The following is a 25,819-nucleotide window of genomic DNA, read 5'->3' as shown; positions in this document are numbered from 1 at the left end:
TAGATTTCCTAATACAGAGCACGCCTTCGCCCGCCTGTTGGCCTGCCTCCAGCGCGGCGCAGCACCACTCCTACGGCAAGTTCTCCCGAAATATCACCTGACTCCGCGTCGTCTCCACCCCGCTCGTCGGCTCCCGCCCGTCCCGTAGATTCGCAAATATTCGCACGCAGTTCATCACCGCGCCCTGCGGGTTCTGGGTGATCACCGCATCCATCGTCCCGTCGATCAGCAGCGCGCGCGTATCCGGCGTGAGGCCATGCCCGATGAACACGATCTTGCGGTCTGCGCCCGCCTCTTTCAGCGCGCGGCCGATGCCTTCCGCCCCGCCGCCGATGTTGTAGATGCCCGCCAGGTCGTCATGCTGCTCCAGCAGCGCGCGGGCCTGGCGGTAGTTGCGTTCGGCGTCGTCCTGGCCTTCGCGCACGCCCATCACTTGCACCAGGGGGAACTGTTCTTCAAATAGGTGCAAAAAGCCCGCCTCGCGCTCCTCGTGGGCGCGGTAGCGCAGCGATCCAACAATCATCGCCACATGCGCCTTGCGGCTGTGGGCCAGCGGGCCCATGAAGCGGGCGATCAGGTAGGCGGCGGTGCGGCCTGCGGCGCGGTTGTCCAGGCCCACGTAGGCCACGCGGCGCGAGTTGGATAAATCCGAGATGAGCGTGACGGTGGGCACGCCCTGCTCTGCCAGCTGGGCCACGGCCTCGCGCACCACGGGGTGCTCCAGCGCCATGAAGGCGATGCCGTCGCACCGCTTGCCGTAGTGCAGCAGCGCTTTGGCCAAGGCATCGGGGTTAAAGCTTTCGATGTACGCCGCCTGGCAGCGCACGTTGAACGGTGCCCAGTGGTCTTGCGCGTAGCCGATCACGTCGCCCAGCATTTGCAGAAAGCGGTTGCTGCCCTCGGGGATCAGCACCATCAAGCGCAGGGGCTGCGGCTGCAGTGCTGCGTGCAGCTCGGCCTGCGGCAGGTAGCCCAGGGTGGCAGCGGCCTGCAGCACCCGCTGCGCGGTGGCGTTGCGCACGCCCGAGCGCTGGTTCAGCACCCTGTCGACCGTGGCGGTGGAGACGCCGCACAGCTTTGCGATGTCGGGGATGCGCGGGCTGCGCTGGTTGCTGGGGTTGGGCGGGGTTTGGGCCATGTGCGATTCAATCAAAAACCATCATCCAGCTTGCTGGTATTTGATGGATTCTGCGGATACTATCACTCGGCGTTCGATGCTCAAAGGCATCAGAACCCATCAGTAAAAACCCTAGGTTGTGACGGCTGGCACGCTGGCCAGGCCGATCACGCAGGAGACAAAGACATGCCTGGTATTTCCGCTCACGCTCACGCTCGCCTGCGCCCACAGGGCAAGCCGCCAGCTTTTGGCCGCGGCGCCAGCACACTCGCTGATTGACGCGCACGGCTGCCCGACCCATGACGTACGAGTTCGACTTTGCCAGCGTGCTGGCCAACTGGCCCCAGTTTCTGGAGGGGGCGTGGATGACCATCTTGCTGTCCTTCCCGGCCACGGTGATCGGTTTTGTGGGCGGCACGCTGCTGGCCGTGGGCCGGCGCAGCGACCAGCGCTGGCTGGTCAAGGCCTGCGGTGCGTATGTGGAGGTGCTGCGCAACACGCCGCTGCTGGTGCAGGTGTTTTTAGTGTTCTTCGGCTTGGCCAGCCTGGGCTTCAAGGTGTCGGCGTTTGCTGCGGCGTTGCTGACGCTGGTGATCAACGTGGCGGCCTACACCTGCGAAATCATGCGGGCGGGCATGGATTCGATCCACAAGGGCCAGATCGAGGCGGCCGAGTGCCTGGGCCTGACGCGCCGGCAGGTGTACTGGCACGTGGTGCTGCGCCCGGCGATGGAGAAGGTGTACCCGGCGCTCACCAGCCAGTTCGTGCTGTTGATGTTGGCCTCGTCCATCACCTCGCAGATCTCGGTGGAGGAGCTCACCGCCGTGGCGGCCCGGGTGCAGTCCGAGACCTTTCGCCCGTTCGAGGCTTACATCCTGGTGGCGGTGGCGTACCTGGCGCTGTCGCTGCTGATGCGGTTGGGGCTGTGGGTGTTCGGGCAGATGGTGTTCACGCGCAAGCGCAGGCTCGGCGCCTCTGGGGGCATGCGATGAGCGGGCCACTGACACCGGGTTCGTTCGACCTTCATCCGTTCACGTTGGGCTTGCCCAGGCGCTGCGTGAGGCTTCGACAAGCTCAGCCCGAACGGGGGATTGTCCTTCGACCCTGTCAGCCTCGTTGTCAGCTCAGTAACAACGGCAACAACGGCAGCGACAACCGCTACAGCCAAAACAAAAGCAACAACCCTATGGAGGTGCGCCTGTGATTGATGGCGGACTGAACTCTTATCACCTGCAGTACCTGCTGTGGGGCGCGCTGTGGACCGTCGGCCTGTCGCTGATTGCGTTTGTGGGCGGTGGTCTGGCCGGGGGCGTGATTGCGCTGTGCCGCGTCAGCCCGATCAAGGCGGTGCGCTGGGCAACCATTGCGTGGATTCAGATCATCCAGGGCACGCCGCTGCTGGTGGTGCTGTTCCTGTGCTACTTCGGTCTGTCCATTGCGGGCTTGGAGCTGCCCGCCATCGTGGCGGCCAGCATTGCGATGATTGTTTACGTCAGCGCGTATCTGGGCGAGATCTGGCGCGGGTGCATCGAGTCGGTGCCACGCACGCAGTGGGAGGCGGCCGAGTGCCTGGCCCTGTCGCGCACCCAACGCATGCGGCTGGTGGTGCTGCCGCAGGCCGTGCGCATTGCCACGCCGCCCACGGTGGGCTTCATGGTGCAGATCGTGAAGAACACTTCGCTGGCGTCCATCGTGGGGTTCATCGAGCTGGTGCGTGCCGGGCAGCTCATCAACAACTCGATCTTTCAGCCCTTCACCGTGTACCTGTTGATCGCCATCGTCTACTTTGCGATGTGCTACCCGCTGTCGGTCTGGAGCCGCAAGCTGGAGCAGCGCCAGCAGTTTGGAAACCGTGGCCCAGCCACTGGGCCTGTGACCACCGCATGAAACGAGACGACACCATGAATCTGGCCCAAGACGCTGCCATGCAAGCTTCTGCGCAAGCTGCGCTGTCTGCACAACCACCGCTTCAACAACAGTCACAGCAACAGCAACCGCCGCAGCCCGTGGTGGAACTGAAAGACGTCCACAAAAGTTTTGGCAGCAACCAGGTGCTCAAGGGCGTGTCGTTTGCCATTCCCCGGGGCCAGGTGGTGGCCATCATCGGCAAGAGCGGCTCGGGCAAGAGCACGGCGCTGCGCTGTATCGACCGGCTGGAGATCATCGACAGCGGCACCATCAACGTCTGCGGCCACGCGGTGCACGACCCGGCCATCGACCTGCGCCAGTTGCGCCAGGACGTGGGCATCGTGTTCCAGAGCTACAACCTGTTTCCGCACCTGACGGTGGAGCAGAACATCACGCTGGCCCCCAAGGCCGTGAAGAACATGCCCACGGCCAAGGCGCGCGCGATTGCCGCCCGCACGCTGCAGCAGGTGGGCCTGGCGGACAAGGCGCAGGCGTACCCCGAGCAGCTCTCGGGCGGGCAGCAGCAGCGCGTGGCCATTGCCCGGTCGCTGGCGATGGAGCCGCAAGTGATGCTGTTCGACGAGGTGACCTCGGCCCTGGACCCGCAGCTCACCGGCGAGGTGCTGCGCGTGATCGAAGCCCTGGCCCAAGGCGGCATGACCATGGTGCTGGTCACCCACGAGATGGAGTTTGCCGCCCGGGTGGCGGACACCATCATCTACATGCACGAAGGCAAGGTGTGGGAGACGGGGCCGGGCGCGATGCTCAAGAACCCGCAGACCGCCGAGCTGCGCGACTTTCTGTCCCATGGGCTGTGACTGAAGCCCTGCCCTTTTCGATTTCCTATCCAAAAAACCACCAGGAGACAACACCATGACCACTTCCCTCATCCTCCGCCGCACCCTGCTGGCCCTCAGCGCCGCTGCCCTGTGCGTGCCCGCCATGGCCGAGCTGGCCGACATCAAGTCCGCCGGCAAGCTGCGCGTGGGCATCGACTTTGGTGCGCCGTTCTACGGCTACGTGGACGACAAGATGAAGCCCGTGGGCTCGGACGTGGAGGCGGCCGAGCTGCTGGCCAAGGACCTGGGCCTGACGCTGGAGATCGTGAACACCACCAACTCGTCGCGCATCCCCAACCTGCTGTCCAACAAGGTGGACCTGATCATCTCGTCGCTGTCGATCACGCCCGAGCGCCAGAAGGCGGTGGACTTCTCCATCCCCTACGGCGCCATCCAGGCGGCAGTGGGCGCACCCAAGGGCCTGAAGCTCACCAGCATTGAAGACCTGGCCGGCAAGACCGTAGCCGTGACGCGCGGTGGCCCGCAGGACAAGATCGTGACCGAGCGCGCACCGCAGGCCAAGGTGGTGCGGTTCGACGACGAGTCCGCCTCCATCACCGCAGCCGCCACCGGCCAGGCCGACATCGTGGCCATCACGCCGCCGATCATTGCGGCCATCGCCAAGAAGAACCCGTCGCGCGACTTCGAGACCAAGTTCATCCTGCAGTCGTACCAGCTGGGCGTGGCCATGCGCAAGGGCCAGCCCGAGCTGATGGCCGCCGTCAACGGCTGGATCAAGACCAACCTGGCCAACGGCAAGCTCAACGACATCCACCTGAAGTACGCGGGCGTGCCGATCCCCAAAGAAATCATCGACGGCGCGAAGTAAGCAAGCAAGCAGCCAACAAGACCAGCCAAGCCAAGCCTGCGACAGGGCGGCACGTGATGGGCGGTGGGTAAAGCCACCCCGCCCGGCAGCGCCCTGCCCCGACCTGGCTCGATCCGATCCGACCGTTACCACCAAAGGAAATTTTTATGAGTCGCCATTTCGGTGCCATCCGCCAACTTGGCTATGTGGTCCACGACATCGAAGCCGCCATGGACTACTGGAGCAAGACCCTGGGCGTGGGCCCCTGGTTCTACAACCCCAAGGTTCCGATCAAGAACTACGTGTACCAGGGCGAGTCGTACGAGCCGCACAACTCGGTGGCGCTGGCCAACTCGGGCTATGTGCAGGTCGAGCTGATCCAGACGCGCAACGATGTGCCGTCGATGTACCGCGACTTTTTGCAGGCCGGGCGCACCGGGCTGCAGCACGTGGCGTACTGGACAAGCGACTACGACGCCGACCTGGCGCGCTTGACGGCCCAGGGCTTCAAGACGGTGATGAGCGGCGAGGTGGGTGAAAAAGGCCGCTTTGTCTACTTCGACACCGAGTACCACCCGGGCACCGTGATCGAGCTGTCAGAGGTGGCCGGCCCCAAGGGGCGCATGTTCGACCTGATCCGTGCCGAGTCGGAAACATGGGATGGCGTGACGGACCCGGTGCGGCCTTTTCCTGATCTGTCGAAGATTTGATTTTTAAGGGCCATCCATCTCTCCCCCAACCGTTCGAGCTGAGCCTGTCGAAGCCTGTGCGCATGAGCCAAGTCCGCCTCACCGTTCAGGCTGAGCTTGTCGAAGCTTCTGCGCGCACGGCAAGCCCTTCGTCAGGCTGACTGCGACCGCGGGTAACGCGTTGAGTGCGTGCAATTTTCAAGCCAAATAGGCCTCTACCGCTTGATCTGTAAGCGCTAGCAGCTATCAAAACAGTAGTAAACCGACTTATGTCCCCAGACCGCTTTGAAGCCACCTACCTGATCGAGACCCCGCTAGACCCCGCGCACGTGGCCGAAGTGCTGGCGGGCGAGCAGTCGTGCGGCACCTTCACCCGGGTGGAGGGCGAGACCGACGCGCTGCGCGAACGTGCGCGCGCCACGGTCGAGTCGGTCGAGCTGCTGGACGTGGCGCCCGCCCCTTCGCTGCCCAACGGCTGGATGCAGCGGCGTGGCATGTTCGACACGCCGCAGACCTGGCAGCGGGCCCGGCTGCGGGTGAGCTTTCCGTGCGACAACATCGGCCCCAACCTGCCGACGCTGGCCGCCACGGTGTCGGGCAATCTGTACGACCTGGGCGAGGTCACCGGGCTGCGCCTGGAGTCGATGAAGCTGCCCCGCGCCTACCGCGCCCAGTTCGACATGCCCCGCCACGGCATCGCCGGCACCCGCGCGCTGACCGGTGTGCAGGGCCGACCGCTGATCGGCACCATCATCAAACCCAACGTGGGCTTGTCGGCCGAAGAAACCGGCGACCTGGCCGGCCGTCTGTGCGCTGCGGGGGTGGACTTCATCAAGGACGACGAGGTCTGCGCCAACCCGGTTCACGCGCCGCTGGCCGACCGCGTCAAGGCTGTGATGCGCCGGGTTCGCGCCCACCAGGACAAGACCGGCAAGCTGGTGATGGTGGCCTTCAACATCACCGACGAGACCGACGCCATGCGCCGCCACGCCGACCTGATTGCGGCCGAGGGTGGCAGCTGTGTGATGGTGAGCCTGAACTGGTGTGGCTACTCGGCCGTGCAAACCCTGCGCCGCCACAGCCCGCTGGCGCTGCACGGCCACCGCAATGGCTACGGCGCGCTGTCGCGCCACCCGCTGCTGGGCTTTTCATTCAACGCTTGGCAGACGCTGTGGCGCCTGGCGGGCGTGGACCACATGCATGTGCACGGCCTGCAGGGCAAGTTCTCGCAGACCGACGAAGAAGTCATCGAGTCGGCCCACGACACGCTGGCACCGCTGTGCGAAGGCCTGGACGACCGCGTGCTGCCCGCGTTCTCCAACGGCCAGTGGGCCGGCACCGTGCCCGCCACGTGGGACAGCATCCAGTCCAACGACCTGCTGTTCATGTCCGGCGGCGGCATTCTGGCCCACCCGGACGGCCCCGCTGCGGGCGTGGCCAGCCTGCAGCAGGCCTGGGACGCAGTGCAAAAGGGCGAGACCCTGGCACAGCGCGCCACCCAGGCCTCCGAGCTGCGCCGTGCGATCGAATTCTTCGGCAAGAAATAAGCAATGACGACGAGTGCCCCCCTGTACGGCTGGTACGGAGACGATTTCACCGGCGCCACCGACACCCTGGCCGTGCTGGCCCAGGCCGGCCTGCGCTCGATGTTGTTCATGGGCGTGCCCACTGCAGAGGCCCTGGCCGCTGCCGGGCCGCTCGATGCGGTGGGCATCGCGGGCGCCGCGCGCGCCATGCCGCCAGAGGCGATGCGGGCCGAAATGTCGGCTGTCGGCCGCTTCTTCGACAAGCTGGCACCGCCGGTGCTGCACTACAAGGTGTGCTCCACCTTCGACAGCGCCCCGCATGTCGGCAACATCGCTTGCGGCATTCAGACCCTGCACCCGTTCGTGACCAACCGCTGGGTGCCCATCGTGGGCGGGCAACCCAGCCTGGGGCGCTACTGCGCGTTCAGCAACCTGTTCGCTGCGGCGGGCACCGGCGGCGCCGTGCACCGCATAGACCGGCACCCCACCATGCGCCAGCATCCGGTCACGCCCATGGGCGAGGCCGACCTCCGGCTCCATCTGGCGCGCCAGGGGCTGGATGGCATCACCGCCCTGCACTATCCGCTGTACGACACCACCAACGACAACGACAACGACAACGAAACCACCGCCACTTCCACTACCGACGGCCTGAACGCCGCCCTGCAGGCCCTGCTGGCACATGGCGCAGCGTCCCACGCCATGGCGCCCACCTTGCTGGACCTGACCACGCCTGGCCAGTTGGCCACCGTGGGCCGCCTGCTGTGGCAGCAGTCGCAACACGCCCGGTTGCTGGCCGTGGGCTCCAGCGCCGTGGCCCAGGCGCTGGTCGCCCACTGGGGCAAGCCGGCGTCCACGGCCGCTGCACCGCTGGCGCCCGCCGACGGGCCGGTGTTGGCCTGGGCGGGCAGCTTGTCCCCCCTGACCGCGGTGCAGGTGCAGGCCGCCACCACGTACCACCGCATCGCCGTGGACGCCCAGCGGCTGTGCGGCGACACGGCCTACGCGCAGGGCCTGCAGGACGCTATCTGCGCCGGGCTGCAGAGCGGACAGAACGTGCTGGCCTTCACCGGCCCCACGGACGGCGCGCCGCTGGCCGCTGCGGCGTCGTCCACCGACATCGCCCAGGCCAGCGCCCATCTGATCGCCCGCGTGGTGCAAGCCCGCGCAGAACACGGCGCGCCCCTGCGCCGCATCGGCATTGCTGGCGGTGACACGTCCAGCCACGCAGTGCAGGCGCTGCAGTTGTGGGGGCTGTCGTACAAGACCACGGTCTGCCCGGGCGTCACGCTGAGCAGCGCGCACAGCGCAGACCCGTCACGCCACGGGCTGGAGTTGATGCTCAAGGGCGGGCAGATGGGGGGAGCGGATCTGTTCGAAAGGCTGCTCGGCCATGGCTAACGCCAGCAACGCCCACGTACTCTCCAGACCAGCAAACCGTTCACGCTGAGCCTGTCGAAGCGCGGCACAACTCGTCGAACCACCTCCACTGAGCACATCGCAGGGCCCAGCCCAAACCGCCTGGGATCGGCTTGGCGTACCACGAGACTGAACGCAAACCCGTGGGGCGGACACCCTCAAATTTGCCCACACCCGTTCACGTCCACCCAGACGACAAAAAGCCCGCGCAAGGCGGGCTCTCGGTCATCCATCGCAGGCTTCCTGCATCGGCTCTCTGCATCTGCTTTTATGCACCGACATCACGGCAGGCGATACCCCTGCCGCCACGTTGTCACACGCGCGGCACCGGCGCGCCGGAGTTCACGCACAGCGCCAGGTTCAGCGCCTTGACCGCCGTCTTGTAGTCTTCGCGTTCGATCACGAACTGCATGTTCACCTGGCGCAGCGTCTGCGACACGCAGTTGACGTTGACCTCTGCATCGGCCAGCGCCTGCGCCGCCTTGGCCAGCACGCCGGGAATGCTGATGTTGGAGCCGATGGCGCACACGATGGCGCTGGGCTTGATCGTCACGATCTGGTAGTCCCGCTGCAGCTCGGCCACCATGGCGGGCGTGAGCTGGTTGTCCCACACCAGGTGGGCGATCGAGTTGGCGTTGGTTGCCTTCAGGATGTAGCTCACGCCGTGCTTGCAGAACACGTTCATCAGGCCGGCATCGAAGCCCACCGTGCCCACCATGCTGGGGTCGTGGATCTCGATCAGCGTGACCTTGTCGGTGCCGGTGACGATCTCCACGCGGGCGCGCTCGCCCACGAAGTCCTTGGTGATCAGCGTGCCGGGGTGGTCGGGCTCGAAGGTGTTCTTCAGGCGGATCGGAATGCCGGCCAGCTCCATGGGCTTGGCGGCCTTGGGGTGGATGGCCTCCATGCCCACGTCGGCCAGTTGGTCGGCCACGTCGTAGTTGGTGGCGCCGACCACGATGGCGTTTTCCAGGCCGACCAGGTTGGGGTCGGCAGACGAGAGGTGGAATTCCTTGTGGATCACCGCCTCGGCCGGGCGCACTTCCACCGCGATCTTGCTGAACGTGACCTCGGAATAGCCGCGGTCGAACTCGCGCATGATGCCTTCGGTGCCCTTGGTGTAGCCGGTGGCCACGACCACCTTGTCGCTCAGGTTGAGGCCCTTGAAGCTTTGCGCGATGCGCTCGTCGATGGTCCAGGCTTCGTTGTCTTCAAAGCCGGCCAGATCCATCAGGATGGCATTCACGCCGTTGGCCTTGAGGATCTCGACCGAGTTGAAGGCGCTGTGCGACTCGCCGATGGAGGCCAGCACCTCGCGCGCAGCCAGCAGGACGTCGTGGCGGCTCAGGTAACCGCTGGCCAGCACGTGCTGCATGGCGCCCAGGTACTCGCGTGCCTGGCCGATGCGCTGGTCGATGAAGGCATCCGCCACATCGAGCGGCAGGCCGATGTCGGCATAACCTGCGTTGAGCTTTTTCAGGCTGACGGCCAGCTGGGTCAAGGCATCCTGGTAGCCCTTGCCTTCGGCAAACAGCGCATAGATGCCGCGCTCGCCCGTCTTCTTGTGCTCCAGCAGCTGGTTGGTCACGCCCGAGTACGCGGAGACCACGTAGATCCGGCCGTTGATGCGCTTGGGATCGTGCAGCACGATGTGGCGCAGCACATCGCCAAAGGCGGTCATGGAAGTGCCGCCGATCTTTTCGACAGAGATCTTGGAGTTTTGAACGTCTTGCATGGACAGGCTCAAGGGAGCAAACAAGTAAAAAAACCGGGCCGCAGCGCTGCCCGAAAGGCATGCGGCAGCAAACCCGGTATTTTCCACCACTTTTGGCGCGGCACTCTGGCGCGTCCCTGTGTCGGGGCCGCATGTCGGGGCCAGGCACACGCCACAAGGGCTTCGCGGCGATGGAAGGCTGGCGTGCGCCGCGACAGACACCGGCACAAATTGCGAGACCATTTTCGAGGTTCAGTGACATACTTTGCCGGCGCGCGCTTGCCTGAGGCCTTTGCAAGGCATCCACCGCTTTTGTTCATCCACAACAACCGGTACGAAGCACCATGGCACTACCCAATTTGCATGTCCGTTTTGATGGAATCGAGCAGGCGACGCCTGACATGCCCTGTTACGACCCCGCACAGCCGTGGTTTGCCCACGTGACCGTGATCAATGCCAACTACCGCACCGACCTGAGCCCACCGGACGCCTTCCTCGACCCCAAGAGTCCGACGGGGGAAACCGGGCTGTTCTATGTGCGGTTCGAGGTATTTGCCGGGCCGACGCAAGCGGATGGCCCCATGTACGCGGTGGGCCACGACATCGACAAGCTGGGCGGGTATCCGGGCAGCGGGGACTGCATGATCGGCTTCTCGATGCAGCTGCCCAAGAACATCACCAAGGATCAGTTCGGGTCGAAGCACGGTTTCCGGATCACCGCCGACGGTTATGGCGACGTGATCGAGTCGAACGAGAACGACAACGTGGTGTTGTGGGAAAAGGCGCAAGTGCCCCCGTTGGCGCCGAAGTGGAAAGAAGGCGACCCTAGCCCGTTTTCCAACCTGAAGTTCATCGACTTCAAGGCGGTGCCGGGCAGCAAGCGTCAGCTCGACGTTCTGGTCAAGAACCAGGGCACTGAACAATCGCTGCAACTGGAGCTGCGCCTGACCGTGATGGGCCCGCCCTCCCCGGCCAGCCCTCTTGGCACGGCGGCAGAAACCGTCAGCGTCAACTCCACAGCGATTCCCCCCGGCGGCCAGACCTGGGTGCGCTTCAGCGCGCGCAGCGCCTTCGTGCAGCCGCTGGCGGACCTTTCATTGCGCGAGCGCCGGGGCCTGGCACAAGGGGCCAACCGCCGGTTTCGGCAGGTGCAATCGGGAGCGTCGGGCTTTGCCGATATCGGCCCTTTGTCACGGTACCTGGTGGTGGAAAAGAACTTCGATTTTGTGCCGCTCAAGCCCTTCTTCATCGCACTGATGAACTCGGAGCGCAGCGAGAAGGTCGCTTTCGGAGAACACAAGCCGGTGACCAAACCGCCGCGCAAACGCCCTATTGCGATTCCGCACAAGTGACAGGGGCGGTTTGCATCGGACTCCGGTCCTGATCAGGCTGACAACGGCCCAGCAACCCCTTGGGCAGACAAAAAAAGCCCAGGCAGCGAACTGCCTGGGCTTTTTTGCGCAATGGCTGATGCGATTACTTCTTCTGCGGTGGCACGTCCGTGCAGCTGCCGTGGGCAATCTCCGCCGCCATGCCGATGCTTTCGCCCAGCGTCGGGTGCGGATGGATGGTCTTGCCGATGTCGACTGCGTCCGCGCCCATCTCGATGGCCAAAGCGATCTCGCCGATCATGTCGCCAGCGTGGGTGCCCACGATGCCGCCGCCCAGGATCTTGCCGTGGCCGTGGGCCTCTGGCGAGTCGTCGAACAGCAGCTTGGTCACACCCTCATCGCGGCCGTTGGCGATGGCGCGGCCGGAAGCATTCCACGGGAACAGGCCCTTCTTGACCTTGATGCCTTGCGCCTTGGCCTGGTCTTCGGTCAGGCCCACCCATGCCACTTCGGGGTCGGTGTAGGCCACGCTCGGGATCACGCGGGCGTTGAAGGCGGCGCTGGCCAGTTCCTTGTTGCCTTGCAGTTCACCTGCGATGACTTCGGCTGCCACGTGCGCTTCATGCACCGCCTTGTGCGCCAGCATGGGCTGGCCCACGATGTCGCCGATGGCGAAGATGTGCGGCACGTTGGTGCGCATCTGGATGTCGACGTTGATGAAGCCCCGGTCCGTCACGGCCACGCCGGCCTTGTCGGCGGCGATCTTCTTGCCGTTGGGCGTGCGGCCCACGGCCTGCAGGACCAGGTCGTAGGTCTGCGGCGCGGGCGCGGTGCCGCCCTCTTCCGCTGCGGCGAACGTCACCTCGATGCCTTCAGGCGTGGCCTTGGCCCCCACCGTCTTGGTCTTGAGCATGATGTTGTCGAAGCGCGGCGCGTTCATCTTCTGCCAGATCTTGACGAGGTCGCGGTCGGCGCCCTGCATCAGGCCGTCCATCATCTCGACCACGTCCAGGCGTGCGCCCAGCGTGCTGTACACGGTGCCCATTTCGAGGCCGATGATGCCGCCGCCCAGGATGAGCATGCGCTTGGGGACTTCCTTGAGCGCCAGGGCGCCGGTGGAGTCGACCACGCGTGGATCGTCGGGCATGAAGGGCAGGCGCACGGCCTGGCTGCCGGCGGCGATGATGGCCTTCTTGAAGGCGATGACCTTCTTGGTGCCCGTCTTCTCCTGCGCGGTGCCGCTGGTCTCTTCCACCTCGAGGTGGTTGGCGCCGACGAAGCTGCCGTAGCCGCGCACGGTGGTCACCTTGCGCATCTTGGCCATGGCGGCCAGGCCGCCGGTCAGCTTGCCGATGACCTTGTCCTTGTGGCCGCGCAGCGTGTCGATGTTGACCTGCGGTGCGCCGAAGTCGATGCCGGCCGCCTTGAGGTGGCTGACTTCATCGATCACGGCGGCCACGTGCAGCAACGCCTTGGAGGGGATGCAGCCCACGTTCAGGCACACGCCGCCCAGGGTGGCGTAGCGCTCGACGATGACGACCTTGAGGCCCAGGTCGGCCGCACGGAAGGCGGCGCTGTAGCCGCCGGGGCCGCCACCGAGCACGACAACGTCGCAGTCCAGGTCGGCCGTGCCGCCGAAGCTGGATGCTTCGATTTTAGGAGCGGCTGGCGCTTGCGCGGCGGGCGCTGGAGCAGCTTTTTGCTCAGGACTTGCGGGTGCAGATGCCGCGGCTGGAGCAGCCGCAGGCGCTGGCGCCGGTGCAGCGGCCGCATCCGACGTTTCGAGCGTGAGCACCACCGAGCCTTCGGCGATCTTCTCGCCGAGCTTGACCTTCAGCTCCTTGACCACACCGGCGTGGCTGGAGGGGATCTCCATGGAGGCCTTGTCGGACTCCACGGTGACCAGGCTCTGCTCGGCCTTGATGGTGTCGCCGGGCTTGACCAGCACTTCGATGATCGCCACTTCGGCGAAGTCGCCGATGTCCGGAACCTTGATATCAATGATTGCCATACCAGGGTCTCCTTGTTACAGCAGGATGCGGCGGTAGTCCGCCAGCACCTGGCCCAGATAGGCGTTAAAGCGCGCAGCCGATGCACCGTCGATGACGCGGTGGTCGTACGACAGCGACAGTGGCAACACCAGGCGCGGCACGAACTGCTTGCCGTCCCACACGGGCTTGGTCTGGCCCTTGGACAGGCCCAGGATGGCCACCTCAGGTGCGTTGATGATGGGGGTGAAGTGCGTGCCGCCGATGCCGCCCAGCGAGCTGATCGACATGCAGCCGCCCTGCATGTCGGCAGCGCCGAGCTTGCCGTCGCGGGCCTTCTTGGCCAGTTCGCCCATCTCCTGGCTGATCTGGATGATGCCCTTCTTGTCGGCGTCCTTGAGCACGGGCACCACGAGGCCGTTGGGCGTGTCGGCCGCAAAGCCGATGTGGTAGTACTGCTTGTAGACGAGTGTGTCGCCGTCCAGGCTGGTGTTGAACTCAGGGAATTTCTTGAGCGCGGACACCACGGCCTTGATCACGAAGGCGAGCATGGTCACCTTGACGCCGCTCTTCTCGTTCTCCTTGTTGGTGGAGACGCGGAAGGCTTCGAGTTCGGTGATGTCGGCCTCGTCGTTGTTGGTGACGTGGGGGATCATCACCCAGTTTCGGTGCAGGTTGGCGCCGCTGATCTTCTTGATGCGCGACAGGTCCTTGCGCTCCACCGTGCCGAACTTGGTGAAGTCGACCTTGGGCCAGGGCAGCAGATCCAGGCCTGCGCCGGAGCCACCGCTGACGCCCGCGGGCGCCTTGGCGGCCTGGGCCTTGGTCTGGGTGGCGCCGCTCATCACCTGCTTGGTGAAAGCCTGCACGTCGTCCTGGCTGATGCGGCCCTTGGGCCCGGTGCCCTTGACCTCGTCGAGCGGCACGCCGAGTTCGCGGGCGAACTTGCGCACGGAGGGCGATGCGTGCGGCAGGCCGGGGGTGGGCGTGCCGGGCTGGTGGGCAGGCACGGCCGCCGCTGCCGGGGCAGGTGCTGCCGCAGCGGCCTGGGCCGGAGCCGGTGCTGGGGCCGCAGCCTGGGCTGCAGGCGCAGCAGCAGCAACCGGGGCGGCGGCAGGTGCCGGCGCAGATGCCGCAGGCGCGGCTGCACCTTCCAGCACCGCGACCAGGTCGCCGATGTTCACGGTGTCGCCGATCTTGACCTTGAGTTCCTTGAGCACGCCAGCGGCGGGCGAAGGGATCTCCATGGAGGCCTTGTCGGACTCCACGGTGAAGAGCGACTGCTCGACCTTGACCGTGTCGCCGACCTTGACCAGCATCTCGATGATGGCCACGTCCTTGAAGTCACCGATGTCGGGGACGCGCACTTCCACCGGGCCCGATGCAGCGGCCGGCGCCGCTGCAGGAGCGGGAGCCGGTGCTGCGGCCTGGGGTGCTGCAGCGGGTGCGGGTGCAGATGCCGACGCGGGTGCTGCAGCCGGAGCGGCCGCAGGAGCGCCAGCGTCTGCCGCTTCGAGCACGACGATGACGGAGCCCTGCTTGACCTTGTCGCCGACGGCGGTCTTGATCTCCTTGATCACGCCCGCGTGGCTCGACGGGATTTCCATCGATGCCTTGTCCGATTCCACCGTGATGAGCGACTGCTCTGCCTTGACGGTATCGCCAGGCTTGACGAGCAGCTCGATCACGCCGACTTCGTCGAAGTCGCCGATGTCCGGGACTTGAATGTTGACCAATGCCATTGTTGTCTCCGGTTCGATTTATGCGTAGAGCGGGTTGACCTTGTCGGCCTGGATGTTGTACTTGGCGATGGCTTCTGCCACCTTGGCCACAGGCACCTTGCCTTCTTCGGACAGCGCCTTGAGGGCCGCCACGACGATGTAGTGGCGGTTGATCTCGAAGTGCTCACGCAGCTTGCTGCGGAAGTCGCTGCGCCCGAAGCCGTCGGTGCCCAGCACCTTGTAGGTGCGCCCAGCCGGGATGAACGAGCGGATCTGGTCCGCATAGTTCTTCATGTAGTCGGTGGATGCGACCACGGGGCCCGTGGTCTTGCCCAGTTGCTCGGCCACGAAGGACGTGCGTGGGGTTTCCGTGGGGTGCAGCAGGTTCCAGCGCTCCACGTCCTGGCCGTCGCGGGCCAGTTCGTTGAAGCTGGGGCAGCTCCAGATGCTGGCGGCCACGCCCCATTCCTTTTCGAGCAGTTCCTGGGCGAAGAAGGATTCGCGCAGGATGGTGCCGCTGCCCAGCAGTTGCACGGTGGGTGCGTCTGCCGCCAGGGCGGGCGCCTGCTTGCACAGGTACATGCCCTTGATGATCTGCTCTTCCGTGCCGGGCTGCAGGCCGGGCATGGGGTAGTTTTCGTTGAGCAGCGTCAGGTAGTAGAAGACGTTTTCCTGGCGCTCGACCATGCGCTTCAGACCGTGGTGCATGATCACGCCGACTTCGTGGGCGAAGGTCGGGTCGTAGCTCACGCAGTTGGGGATGGTGCCGGCCAGGATGTGGCTGTGGCCGTCTTCGTGCTGCAGGCCTTCGCCATTGAGCGTGGTGCGTCCGGACGTGCCGCCCAGCAGGAAGCCGCGGGCCTGCATGTCACCCGCCGCCCAGGCCAGGTCGCCGATGCGCTGGAAGCCGAACATCGAGTAGTACACGTAGAACGGGATCATGATCCGGTTGTTCGTGCTGTAGCTGGTGGCAGCGGCGATCCAGCTGGCCATGCCGCCGGCTTCGTTGATGCCTTCCTGCAGGATCTGGCCGGCCTTGTCTTCCTTGTAGTACATCACTTGGTCGCGGTCGACCGGGGTGTACAGCTGGCCCTTGGGGTTGTAGATGCCGATCTGGCGGAACAGGCCTTCCATGCCGAAGGTGCGGGCTTCGTCCACCAGGATGGGCACGACGCGCGGGCCCAGGGCCTGGTCGCGCAGCAGCTGCGTCAAGAAGCGCACGTACGCCTGGGTCGTGGAGATTTCACGGCCTTCGGCGGTGGGCTCCAGCACGGCCTTGAAGGTGTCCAGCGAGGGCACGGTGAAGCTCTCTTCGGCCTTGGGCAGGCGCTTGGGCAGGTAGCCGCCCAGGGCCTTGCGGCGCTCTTGCAGGTACTGCATTTCCGGCGTGTCGTCGGCCGGCTTGTAGTAGGGGATGTCGGCCAGCTGACTGTCCGGAATCGGGATGTTGAAGCGGTCGCGGATGTACTTGATGTCTTCGTCCGACAGCTTCTTGGTCTGGTGCACGGTGTTCTTGCCTTCACCGGCCTTGCCCATGCCATAGCCCTTGACGGTCTTGACCAGCAGCACCGTGGGCTGGTTCTTGTGCTCGTTGGCGGCGTGGAACGCGGCGTACACCTTGGCGGGCTCGTGGCCACCGCGGCGCAGCTCGAAGATCTCTTCGTCGCTCATGTGCTCGACCAGCTTGGCCGTTTCGGGGTACTTGCCGAAGAAGTTCTTGCGCACGAAGGCGCCGTCGTTGGCCTTCATGGCCTGGTAGTCGCCGTCCAGCGTCTCCATCATCAGCTGCTTGAGCTTGCCGGTCTTGTCGCGCGCCAGCAGGGTGTCCCAGCCGTTGCCCCACAGGAGCTTGATGACGTTCCAGCCGCTGCCGCGGAACTCGCTTTCGAGCTCTTGCACGATCTTGCCGTTGCCGCGCACCGGGCCGTCCAGGCGCTGCAGGTTGCAGTTGACGACGAAGACCAAGTTGTCCAGGTTTTCACGCGCGGCCAGGCCGATGGCGCCCAGCGATTCGGGCTCGTCCATTTCGCCGTCGCCGCAGAAGACCCAGACCTTGCGCTTGGCCGTGTCGGCAATGCCGCGGGCGTGCAGGTACTTGAGAAAGCGCGCCTGGTAGATGGCCATCAGCGGGCCCAGGCCCATCGACACCGTGGGGAACTGCCAGAACTCGGGCATGAGCTTGGGGTGCGGGTAGCTCGAGAGGCCCTTGCCATCCACTTCCTGGCGGAAGCTGTCGAGCTGCTCTTCGGTCAGGCGGCCTTCGAGGTAGGCGCGGGCGTAGATGCCGGGCGAGCTGTGGCCCTGGATGTACAGCAGGTCGCCACCGTGGTCCTCACTGGCAGCGTGCCAGAAGTGGTTGAAGCCGGCGCCGAACATGCTGGCGACGGACGCGAACGAGCCGATGTGGCCGCCCAGGTCGCCACCGTCGGCAGGGTTCAGGCGGTTGGCCCGCACGACCATGGCCATGGCGTTCCAGCGCATGTAGGCGCGCAGGCGCTTTTCGATCGCGATATTGCCAGGGCAATGGGCTTCCTGGTCGGCTTCGATGGTGTTGACGTAGCCCGTATTGGCGGAGAACGGCATGTCGATGCTGCTCTGGCGGGCATGTTCGAGAAGTTGCTCGAGCAGGAAATGGGCGCGCTCAGGGCCCTCCTTGTCGATGACGGCGGACAGGGCGTCCATCCATTCACGGGTTTCCTGCTGATCGGCGTCCGTGCCGATGCCGAAACCGGCCTCTTGGTCGGGCTGAGCTGACATGTTTGTCTCCTGTAGATGTGGCAGCAAATTTAGGTCGTTGGCTCTAGTTTCGCATATTTTTTACCAATTTCAAATGGTGCTTTTGCATTTCACATTGCAAGAAAATGCTGCAAACGCACAAAATACCGGGGCCAGCAGGGCCACAAGCCTCACCTACACTCGGAGGATGGACCCGCTGCCGACCACCTCCCCTCCCACGGCCTCCCCCGTGGCCGCCCCGATCCGCTGGTGGCGCAAGTGGTGGCGGGGGCTGTCGCCCACCCGGCAGGACCGTTTTGCCGCCCTGGCGCCGCTGGCTGCGGTGCTGATGTTTCTGGCGGCCATCGTGGCGGCGTTCTGGTATTTGAGGGCCGAAGAGGCCGAACGCGAACAGGAAGCCCTGCGCCGTGATGTGGAATACGCCCAGCAGCGCGTGCGGCTGCGGCTGCTGGAGCGCCAGGAGCAGCTCATGCGCATTGCGCGCGACCTGTCGAACCAGGAGCTCGAGCGCTCCGAATTCGTGAGCCGCGCCGAGACCCTGATCAGCCAGTACCCCGAGCTGCAGGCCATCACCTGGATCGACGAGCGCCGCCGCATCCGCGCCAGCCACGCCGCCCCCACCCTGGCCAGCAGCGAGCTGCGCATCGCGGGCGAAGTGCTCAAGCCCGGCGACACGGCGGACACCTTCGGCCTGGCACGTGACCTGCAGCAACCCGTGTATGCCCAGCCGGCCGTGACGGCGGGCGACACCACGCCGCTGCTGCAACTGCAGGTGCCCCTGAACAACCAGGGCAAGTTCAGCGGCGTGGTGCTGGGCGAATATTCCATCGACAGCCTGCTGCGCTACGGCACCCCCACCGAGGTGCTGGCACGGTATGCCGTGACGCTGCTGGACGGCAAGAACCAGGTGCTGGCCGGCACGCCGCTGGGGCCGCGCAATACCGCCACGCAATTTCTGCCGTGGGCATCGCGTGCCAACGAATACGAAGTGCCCGTATCGCCGGTGGGTAACGGCCTGGTGCTGAAGGCACAGGCCTACCGCACGTCCCTGGGCGTGGTGGGCAGCGGGCTGTTCTGGCTGGTGGGCACGCTCTCGGCCATGACCGCGTGGATGCTGATCGCCACCTGGCGCCACACGCGCCGGCGCATGCAGGCGCAACAGGCCCTGGTGGCCGAGACCAACTTCCGCCGCGCGATGGAGAACTCCATCCTGACCGGCATGCGTGCGCTGGACATGGAAGGCCGCATCACCTACGTGAACGCCGCTTTCTGCCAGATGACGGGCTGGAGCGAGGCCGAGCTGGTGGGCCTGAAGGCGCCCTTCCCCTACTGGCCCGATTCCGACCACGAAGCGCTGCACGCCAAGCTGCGCGACGAGCTCTCGGGCAAGACCATCGTGGGCGGCTTTCAGGTGCGGGTGCGGCGCAAGAGCGGCACCTTGTTCGATGCGCGGCTGTACGTGTCGCCGCTGATCGACGCGCGCGGCCACCAGACCGGCTGGATGACGTCGATGACCGACATCACCGAGCCCAACCGCATCCGCGAGCAGCTGTCGGCCTCGCACGAGCGCTTCACCATCGTGCTGGAGTCGCTGGACGCCTCGGTGTCGGTGGCGCCGCTGGGCAGCGAGGAGCTGCTGTTCGCCAACAAGCTCTACCGCCAATGGTTCGGCTCGCAGACCGGCGGGCACCTGCAACTGGTGGCGCAGGCCGGCGTGGTGCCCGTGGCCGGCAACAACCCCACGGGCATGGACGACGAGGACGGGCTGATGGGCCTGCCGACCGACCCGCTCACCAGCGCCCGCACCGAGAACGCCGAGATCTATTTGCCCGACCTGGGCAAGTGGCTGGAAGTGCGCTCGCGCTACCTGAACTGGGTGGACGGGCGCCTGGCGCAGATGGTGATTGCCACCGACATCACGCCGCGCCGCCAGGCCGAAGAGCAGGCCTCGCGCCAGGCCGAGCGGGCCCAGTCGGTCAGCCGCCTGATCACCATGGGCGAGATGGCGTCGAGCGTGGCGCACGAGCTGAACCAGCCGCTCACGGCCATCAACAACTACTGCAGCGGCATGGTCTCGCGCATCCAGAGCGGGCAGTTGACCGAAGAAGCCCTGCTGACCGCGCTGCAGAAAACGGCGCACCAGGCGCAGCGTGCGGGCCAGATCATCCAGCGCATCCGCGCCTTCGTGAAGAAGAGCGAGCCCAACCGCACGCTGGCGGACGTGCATTCGATGGTGAACGAGGCCGTGGAGCTGGCCGACATCGAACTGCGCCGCCACAACGTGCGCCTGACGCACTACGTGGCTGCGCGCCTGCCGCCGGTGATGGCGGACACCATCCTGATCGAGCAGGTGCTGGTGAACCTGATGAAGAACGGCGCCGAATCCATCCAGCATGCCGACCGCCCGGTGGCTGGCCGCAGCGTGGAGCTGCGGGTGGTGCCCAAGACCATCGAAGACCGGCAGGGCGTGGAGTTCTCGGTGCAGGACACCGGCAAGGGTCTCGCGCCCGAGGTGCTGGAGCGGCTGTTCGAGGCGTTCTTCTCCACCAAGGCCGAAGGCATGGGCATGGGGCTGAACCTGTGCCGCAGCATCGTCGAGTCGCACCAGGGCCGGATGCAGGCGGAGAACCTCTACAATGGAACAGAGGTCATTGGCTGCAGGTTCTTCTTCTGGCTGCCGCTTGCCAAACCTGCGGATGCCACTACAAATTCTGTAGCAAACGTACAAAACCCAAGGACAATTGCATGAGCTTGATTCCGAAAAAAGGCACCGTCTATGTGGTGGATGACGACGAGGCGGTTCGCGATTCCCTGCAGTGGCTGCTGGAAGGCAAGGACTACCGGGTGCGCTGCTTTGATTCGGCCGAGACCTTTTTGTCGCGCTACGACCCGCGCGAGGTGGCCTGCCTGATCGTCGACATCCGCATGGGCGGCATGACCGGCCTGGAGCTGCAGGACCGCCTGATCGAGCGCAAGTCCCCCCTGCCCATCGTCTTCATCACCGGCCACGGCGACGTGCCCATGGCGGTGAACACCATGAAGAAGGGCGCGCTGGATTTCATCCAGAAGCCTTTCAACGAAGAAGAACTGGTCGGCCTGGTCGAGCGCATGCTGGACCACGCCCGCGAAGCCTTCGCCGGCTACCAGCAGGCCGCCAGCCGCGACGCCCTGCTCTCCAAGCTCACCAGCCGCGAAGCCCAGGTGCTCGAACGCATCGTCGCCGGCCGCCTGAACAAGCAGATCGCCGACGACCTGGGCATCAGCATCAAGACGGTGGAAGCGCACCGCGCCAACATCATGGAAAAGCTCAACGCCAACACCGTGGCCGACCTGCTGAAGATCGCCCTCGGACAGAACGCACCCAAGGGCTGAGCTGAACCAATAGCATTGCTCACATTTTCATAGCTTCTTGCGCTCTACAGACCAGCGGTAGCGGCCATTTTGATCCGGTATTTTTGACATGACAGCACAGCTCATCGACGGCAACGCCCTCTCCCGACAATTGCGCGCCGACGTGGCGCAGCGCGCAGCCGCCCTCACCGCACGCGGCCACCAGCCGGGCCTGGCGGTGATCCTGGTCGGCGAAGATCCGGCCTCGGCGGTGTACGTGCGCAACAAGATCAAGGCTTGCGAGGACAGCGGCGTGCGTTCGGTCTTCGAAAAGTACGACGCCGACCTGACCGAAGCGAAGCTGCTCGATCGCATCGCTGCACTCAATGCCGACCCGGCAGTGCACGGCATCCTGGTGCAGATGCCGCTGCCCAAGCACATCGACCCCCACAAAGTGATCGAGGCCATCGCAACGGCCAAGGACGTCGACGGGTACTCCGTGCTGTCGGCCGGTGAGCTCATGGCGGGCCTGGACGGGTTTCGCCCCTGCACGCCTTACGGCAGCATGAAGCTGATCGAATCCACGGGGCAGTCGATCAAGGGCAAGCACGCGGTCGTCATCGGCCGCAGCAACACCGTGGGCAAGCCCATGGCGTTGCTCCTGCTGCAGGCCAACGCCACCGTGACCGTCACCCACAGCGGCACGCCGGACCTGGGCTATCACACCCGCCAGGCAGACATCGTCGTGGCGGCCGTAGGCCGGGCCAACACGCTGACCGCCGACATGGTCAAGCCCGGCGCCATCGTCATCGACGTCGGCATCAACCGGAAGGCGGACGGCAAGCTCTGCGGCGACGTGGACTTCGACGGCGTCAAGGAAGTCGCCGGCTGGATCACCCCCGTTCCTGGCGGGGTCGGCCCGATGACCATTACCATGCTGCTGGTGAACACCATCGAGGCAGCCGAGCGCACTGCGGCCCGCTGAGCGCGGGCCGAAAGCCCAGACGACCACCGGCGACATGCGCTGGCTGCCTTGCAACTTGAACCTACGCCCCTCGGCGTCATCTACCTTCGCATGAGCAACGCCCTTCTCGACTTCACCGGCCTCCCCCCCTTTGACAGCATCCGTCCCGACGACGTGGCGCCCGCCATGGATGTGCTGCTCGAACGGGCCAGTGCGGCCCTGGAAACCGTCACGGCACCCGAGTTCCCGGCCCGCTGGGATGCGATCGCCAAGGTGCTGGACGTGGCGACCGAGCGGCTGGGCATGGCCTGGGGCGCGGTCAGCCACCTCAACAGCGTGGCGGACACCCCCGAGTTGCGCGCCGCATACAACGCCGCCCTGCCCCGCGTGACCGAGTTCTGGACGCGCCTGGGCGCCGACGAACGCCTGTTCGCCAAGTACAAGGCCATCGACCCCGCCACGCTCACGGACGAGCAGCGCCAGGCGCACCGCAACGCCGTGCGCAACTTCGTGCTCAGCGGCGCTGAGCTGACGGGTGCCGCCAAGGAGCGCTTCGCCCAGATCCAGGAGCGCCAGGCCGAGCTGTCCCAGAAGTTCAGCGAGAACGCGCTGGATGCCACCGACGCCTACGCCTACTACGCCACGGCCGACGAGCTGGACGGCATCCCGTCCGATGTGCAGCAGGCTGCGCTCGCAGCCGCGCAGGCCGACGGCAAGGACGGCTACAAGCTCACCCTGAAGATGCCGTGCTATCTGCCGGTGATGCAGTTCGCCACGCGCAGCGACCTGCGCGAGAAGCTGTATCACGCGTACGTCACCCGCGCCTCCGACCAGGCCCAAGGCGATGCGCGCAAGTTCGACAACACGGCGCTGATCGGCGAGATCCTCGCGCTGCGCCGTGAAGAGGCCCAGCTGCTGGGCTACGCCAATTTTGGCGAAGTCTCCGTGGTGCCCAAGATGGCGCAGTCGCCCGCACAGGTCGTCGGATTCCTGCGCGACCTGGCCCGCCGCGCGCGCCCCTATGCCGAAAAAGATGTGGCAGACCTGCGCGCCTTTGCGGCAGAAAAGCTTTCGCTCTCCAATCCACAGGCCTGGGACTGGCCCTATGTCTCCGAAAAGCTCAAGGAAGCGCGTTATGCCTTCAGCGAGCAGGAGGTCAAGGAGTACTTCACGGCGCCCAAGGTGCTGGCGGGCCTTTTCAAGATCATCGAGACCCTGTTCGAGGTGTCCATCCGCCGCGACAGCGCGCCGGTGTGGAACCCTGCGGTGGAGTTCTATCGCATCGAGCGTGGAAGCACATTGGTCGGCCAGTTCTACCTGGACCAGCCGGCCCGCACCGGCAAGCGTGGCGGCGCCTGGATGGACGACGTGCGCGCCCGCTGGCTGCGCCCTGATACCGGCGTGCTGCAGACCCCGGTGGCGCACCTGGTCTGCAACTTCGCCAGTGGTGTGGACGGCAAGCCGCCGCTGCTCACGCACGACGACGTGATCACGCTGTTCCACGAGTTCGGCCATGGCCTGCACCACATGCTGACCCAGGTGAATGAACGCGACGTCTCGGGCATCGGCGGCGTGGAGTGGGATGCGGTGGAACTGCCCAGCCAGTTCATGGAAAACTTCTGCTGGGAATGGGATGTGCTCAAGCACATGACGGCCCATGTGGACACCGGCGCACCGCTGCCCCGCGCGCTGTTCGACAAGATGATTGCGGCCAAGAACTTCCAGAGCGGCATGCAGACGCTGCGCCAGATCGAGTTCTCGCTGTTCGACATGCTGCTGCACACCGAACACGACCCGGCAAAGGACTTCATGCCCCTGCTGGCCCAGGTGCGCGACGAGGTCTCGGTGCTCACCCCACCTGCCTTCAGCCGCACGGCCCACACCTTCAGCCATATCTTTGCCGGCGGCTATGCGGCAGGCTACTACAGCTACAAGTGGGCCGAGGTGCTGAGCGCCGACGCCTACGCCGCCTTCGAAGAGACCGCCGGAAGCGATGGCCTGCCCAGCACGGAGACAGGCCGCCGCTACCGCGAGGCCATCCTGGAGGCTGGCGGCAGCCGCCCCGCCATGGAGTCGTTCAAGGCGTTCCGGGGCCGCGAGCCCAATCTGGACGCCTTGCTGCGCCACCAGGGCATGGCGCAAGCGCCAGCCGCGTGAACAAGACATGGAGCCCGAAGCATGTGCGGTGTTTGTTATGCATCCCGTGCCGACGGACCAGCCCCCGAATGAGTGAGGAGAATCGAGCATGCACAAGCCCCTGACCGCCCCTTTGCTGGCGTCTTTGCTGATGACACTGGCCTGTGCCGGCGCCCATGCGCAAGGCGTCTATCGCATCGTCGGTCCCGACGGCAAGGTGACGTTTTCGGACCGCCCGCCCGCGGAAGGAAACGCACAACCGGCGCGCATGACGGGCACGGCACCGGCTTCTGCCAACGACAATCTGCCGACCTCGCTGCGCCAGGTCGCCGGTCGATTTCCCGTCACGCTCTACACAGGCAATGACTGCACACCGTGTACGTCGGCGCGTACCTTCCTGACATCGCGGGGAATTCCGTTCACGGAGCGCACGGTCACGAGCAATGAAGATATCGCAGCGCTTCAAAAATTGAGCAATAACACCAGCCTGCCGTTTGGCACGATCGGGAATCAGCATCTCATAGGCTTCTCGGAAGGCGAGTGGTCCCAGTACCTGGACACGGCAGGGTATCCCCAGCAATCTCAACTCCCACGCAACTATCGGGCTCCGACGCCGACGCCCCTGGTCGCAGTCAAGGCGGCAGAACCGGCTGCTTCGCCTGCATCAGCGTCTGCACCGCCGGCAGCCACCAATTCACGGGTGCGGCCCCCGGCTCCTGTCAATGAAGGACCCAGTCCCAGCAACCCTGCCGGTATCCGTTTCTGATATCCACCCATTCCGCGGCTCGCAGGTGCCGACACACTGGCGCCGCGGAGCTCCAAACACAAAGGGCCGTTGCTACGGCCCTTTGTGTTTTCTGCAGGGCTCCGGCGCCGTTCAATAAGCCAAGGTTTTGACACCCTGGGCGGTACCCAGCAGGCACACTGACGCCTTCTGGTGCGCGAATACCCCCACCGTCACCACACCGGGCCACTGGTTGATCTCGGACTCGAATGCGAGCGGGTCCTGGATGGAGAGGCCCGTGACATCCAGGATGTGCTGACCGTTGTCAGTGACCAGAGGTTGGCCGTCCTTGAGGCGCAGGCTGGCGGTGCCGCCCATCGCGGCGAACCGGCGCGTGATGTGCTGGGCGGCCATCGGGATGACCTCCACCGGCAGCGGGAACTTGCCCAACGCGGCCACGAGCTTGGATTCGTCGGCGATGCACACAAACCGGCTCGCCAATGCCGCCACGATTTTTTCGCGGGTGAGCGCAGCGCCGCCGCCCTTGACCATGTGGCCTTTGCCATCGATCTCGTCGGCGCCGTCGATGTAGACCGCCAGCGATTCGACCTCGTTCGCATCGAACACCGGGATGCCCAGGGCCTTGAGGCGCTCGGTGCTGGCCACCGAGCTGGAGACCGCGCCCTTGATCTCGCCCTTCATGCCGGCCAGCGCATCGATGAACTTGTTCACCGTGGAGCCTGTGCCCACCCCCACTATCTCGCCGCGCACCACGTATTGCAACGCGGCTTGGCCTACCAGGGTCTTGAGTTCGTCTTGGGAGAGGGAGGTGGAGGTCGTCATGAGAGAAAATCGGAGGTTATTGCGCA

19 protein-coding genes are annotated in these 25,819 nt (G+C 65.4%); 13 read left to right on the top strand and 6 right to left on the bottom strand.

The annotated features are described in order from the left end of the window. Positions 1-70: 70 nt before the first annotated feature. Positions 71-1,138 (bottom strand): LacI family DNA-binding transcriptional regulator, encoded by a 1,068-nt coding sequence (locus ACSQ3D_RS08985; RefSeq protein WP_436126619.1) that lies wholly within the window; start codon positions 1,136-1,138, stop codon positions 71-73. 278 nt (positions 1,139-1,416) lie between these two features. Between ACSQ3D_RS08985 and ACSQ3D_RS08980 the strand changes: the two genes are divergently transcribed. The 7 genes from ACSQ3D_RS08980 (at position 1,417) to ACSQ3D_RS08950 (ending at position 8,288) form a co-directional block, all read left to right on the top strand. Beyond that, positions 1,417-2,109: an amino acid ABC transporter permease gene (locus ACSQ3D_RS08980; RefSeq protein ID WP_436126618.1), complete on the top strand. Its 693-nt coding sequence runs from the start codon at positions 1,417-1,419 to the stop codon at positions 2,107-2,109. A gap of 223 nt (positions 2,110-2,332) precedes the next feature. Then, positions 2,333-3,004 carry an amino acid ABC transporter permease gene (locus ACSQ3D_RS08975; RefSeq protein WP_436126734.1) on the top strand — a complete coding sequence of 224 codons (672 nt, stop codon included), beginning with the start codon at positions 2,333-2,335 and terminating at the stop codon, positions 3,002-3,004. 14 nt (positions 3,005-3,018) lie between these two features. Continuing rightward, entirely contained in the window at positions 3,019-3,843 is an 825-nt protein-coding gene (locus ACSQ3D_RS08970; RefSeq protein ID WP_436126617.1) for an amino acid ABC transporter ATP-binding protein, read from the top strand. A 55-nt stretch (positions 3,844-3,898) separates the two neighbouring features. Continuing rightward, complete coding sequence (locus ACSQ3D_RS08965; RefSeq protein ID WP_436126616.1) at positions 3,899-4,693, top strand: transporter substrate-binding domain-containing protein; 795 nt, start codon at positions 3,899-3,901, stop codon at positions 4,691-4,693. A gap of 146 nt (positions 4,694-4,839) precedes the next feature. Continuing rightward, positions 4,840-5,382, top strand: a complete 543-nt coding sequence (locus tag ACSQ3D_RS08960) for a VOC family protein (RefSeq protein WP_056168930.1) — start codon at positions 4,840-4,842, stop codon at positions 5,380-5,382. 248 nt (positions 5,383-5,630) lie between these two features. After that, a complete protein-coding gene (locus ACSQ3D_RS08955) occupies positions 5,631-6,908 on the top strand; it encodes a ribulose-bisphosphate carboxylase large subunit family protein (protein WP_396505455.1) in 1,278 nt (425 codons plus the stop codon). Positions 6,909-6,911: 3 nt separating this feature from the next. After that, positions 6,912-8,288 carry a four-carbon acid sugar kinase family protein gene (locus ACSQ3D_RS08950; protein ID WP_396505454.1) on the top strand — a complete coding sequence of 459 codons (1,377 nt, stop codon included), beginning with the start codon at positions 6,912-6,914 and terminating at the stop codon, positions 8,286-8,288. A 331-nt stretch (positions 8,289-8,619) separates the two neighbouring features. On the opposite strand, the gene ACSQ3D_RS08945 is transcribed toward ACSQ3D_RS08950, so the two are convergent. Continuing rightward, the gene (locus tag ACSQ3D_RS08945; protein WP_056421489.1) at positions 8,620-10,041 is read right to left on the bottom strand and encodes an aspartate kinase; all 1,422 of its coding nucleotides are present in this window, start codon (positions 10,039-10,041) and stop codon (positions 8,620-8,622) included. Between the two features lie 380 nt (positions 10,042-10,421). Between ACSQ3D_RS08945 and ACSQ3D_RS08940 the strand changes: the two genes are divergently transcribed. Beyond that, positions 10,422-11,372, top strand: coding sequence for a hypothetical protein (locus tag ACSQ3D_RS08940; protein WP_436126615.1), 951 nt, complete (start codon positions 10,422-10,424; stop codon positions 11,370-11,372). A 124-nt stretch (positions 11,373-11,496) separates the two neighbouring features. On the opposite strand, the gene lpdA is transcribed toward ACSQ3D_RS08940, so the two are convergent. From lpdA to aceE, 3 genes are read right to left on the bottom strand one after another with little or no spacing between them, the layout of a single operon-like run. Beyond that, the gene (gene lpdA / locus ACSQ3D_RS08935; protein ID WP_396505452.1) at positions 11,497-13,362 is read right to left on the bottom strand and encodes a dihydrolipoyl dehydrogenase; all 1,866 of its coding nucleotides are present in this window, start codon (positions 13,360-13,362) and stop codon (positions 11,497-11,499) included. 15 nt (positions 13,363-13,377) lie between these two features. Next, complete coding sequence (gene aceF, locus ACSQ3D_RS08930) at positions 13,378-15,081, bottom strand: dihydrolipoyllysine-residue acetyltransferase (protein ID WP_396505451.1); 1,704 nt, start codon at positions 15,079-15,081, stop codon at positions 13,378-13,380. Positions 15,082-15,099: 18 nt separating this feature from the next. After that, positions 15,100-17,817 (bottom strand): pyruvate dehydrogenase (acetyl-transferring), homodimeric type, encoded by a 2,718-nt coding sequence (gene aceE / locus ACSQ3D_RS08925; RefSeq protein WP_436126614.1) that lies wholly within the window; start codon positions 17,815-17,817, stop codon positions 15,100-15,102. A gap of 166 nt (positions 17,818-17,983) precedes the next feature. On the opposite strand from aceE, the gene ACSQ3D_RS08920 reads away from it, so the two are divergent. From ACSQ3D_RS08920 to ACSQ3D_RS08900, 5 genes are all read left to right on the top strand, one after another. Further along, the gene (locus ACSQ3D_RS08920; RefSeq protein ID WP_056421381.1) at positions 17,984-20,545 is read left to right on the top strand and encodes a PAS domain S-box protein; all 2,562 of its coding nucleotides are present in this window, start codon (positions 17,984-17,986) and stop codon (positions 20,543-20,545) included. Further along, positions 20,542-21,168 (top strand): response regulator transcription factor, encoded by a 627-nt coding sequence (locus ACSQ3D_RS08915; protein ID WP_056168907.1) that lies wholly within the window; start codon positions 20,542-20,544, stop codon positions 21,166-21,168. Before ACSQ3D_RS08920 ends, ACSQ3D_RS08915 begins: the two co-directional genes overlap by 4 nt. An 88-nt stretch (positions 21,169-21,256) precedes the next feature. Further along, positions 21,257-22,111 (top strand): bifunctional methylenetetrahydrofolate dehydrogenase/methenyltetrahydrofolate cyclohydrolase FolD, encoded by an 855-nt coding sequence (gene folD, locus ACSQ3D_RS08910; RefSeq protein WP_056421382.1) that lies wholly within the window; start codon positions 21,257-21,259, stop codon positions 22,109-22,111. Between the two features lie 90 nt (positions 22,112-22,201). Further along, positions 22,202-24,247: a M3 family metallopeptidase gene (locus tag ACSQ3D_RS08905; RefSeq protein ID WP_436126613.1), complete on the top strand. Its 2,046-nt coding sequence runs from the start codon at positions 22,202-22,204 to the stop codon at positions 24,245-24,247. Positions 24,248-24,335: 88 nt separating this feature from the next. After that, on the top strand, positions 24,336-24,992 hold the full coding sequence (locus ACSQ3D_RS08900) for a glutaredoxin family protein (RefSeq protein WP_436126612.1): 657 nt from the start codon (positions 24,336-24,338) through the stop codon (positions 24,990-24,992). 111 nt (positions 24,993-25,103) lie between these two features. On the opposite strand, the gene rpiA is transcribed toward ACSQ3D_RS08900, so the two are convergent. Then, complete coding sequence (rpiA, locus tag ACSQ3D_RS08895; protein WP_436126611.1) at positions 25,104-25,793, bottom strand: ribose-5-phosphate isomerase RpiA; 690 nt, start codon at positions 25,791-25,793, stop codon at positions 25,104-25,106. Positions 25,794-25,819 lie beyond the last annotated feature (26 nt).

This window comes from Acidovorax sp. LjRoot117 (assembly GCF_964252695.1).
Classification (GTDB): domain Bacteria; phylum Pseudomonadota; class Gammaproteobacteria; order Burkholderiales; family Burkholderiaceae_C; genus Acidovorax.
This window is presented reverse-complemented; position numbering and strand designations above follow the sequence as displayed.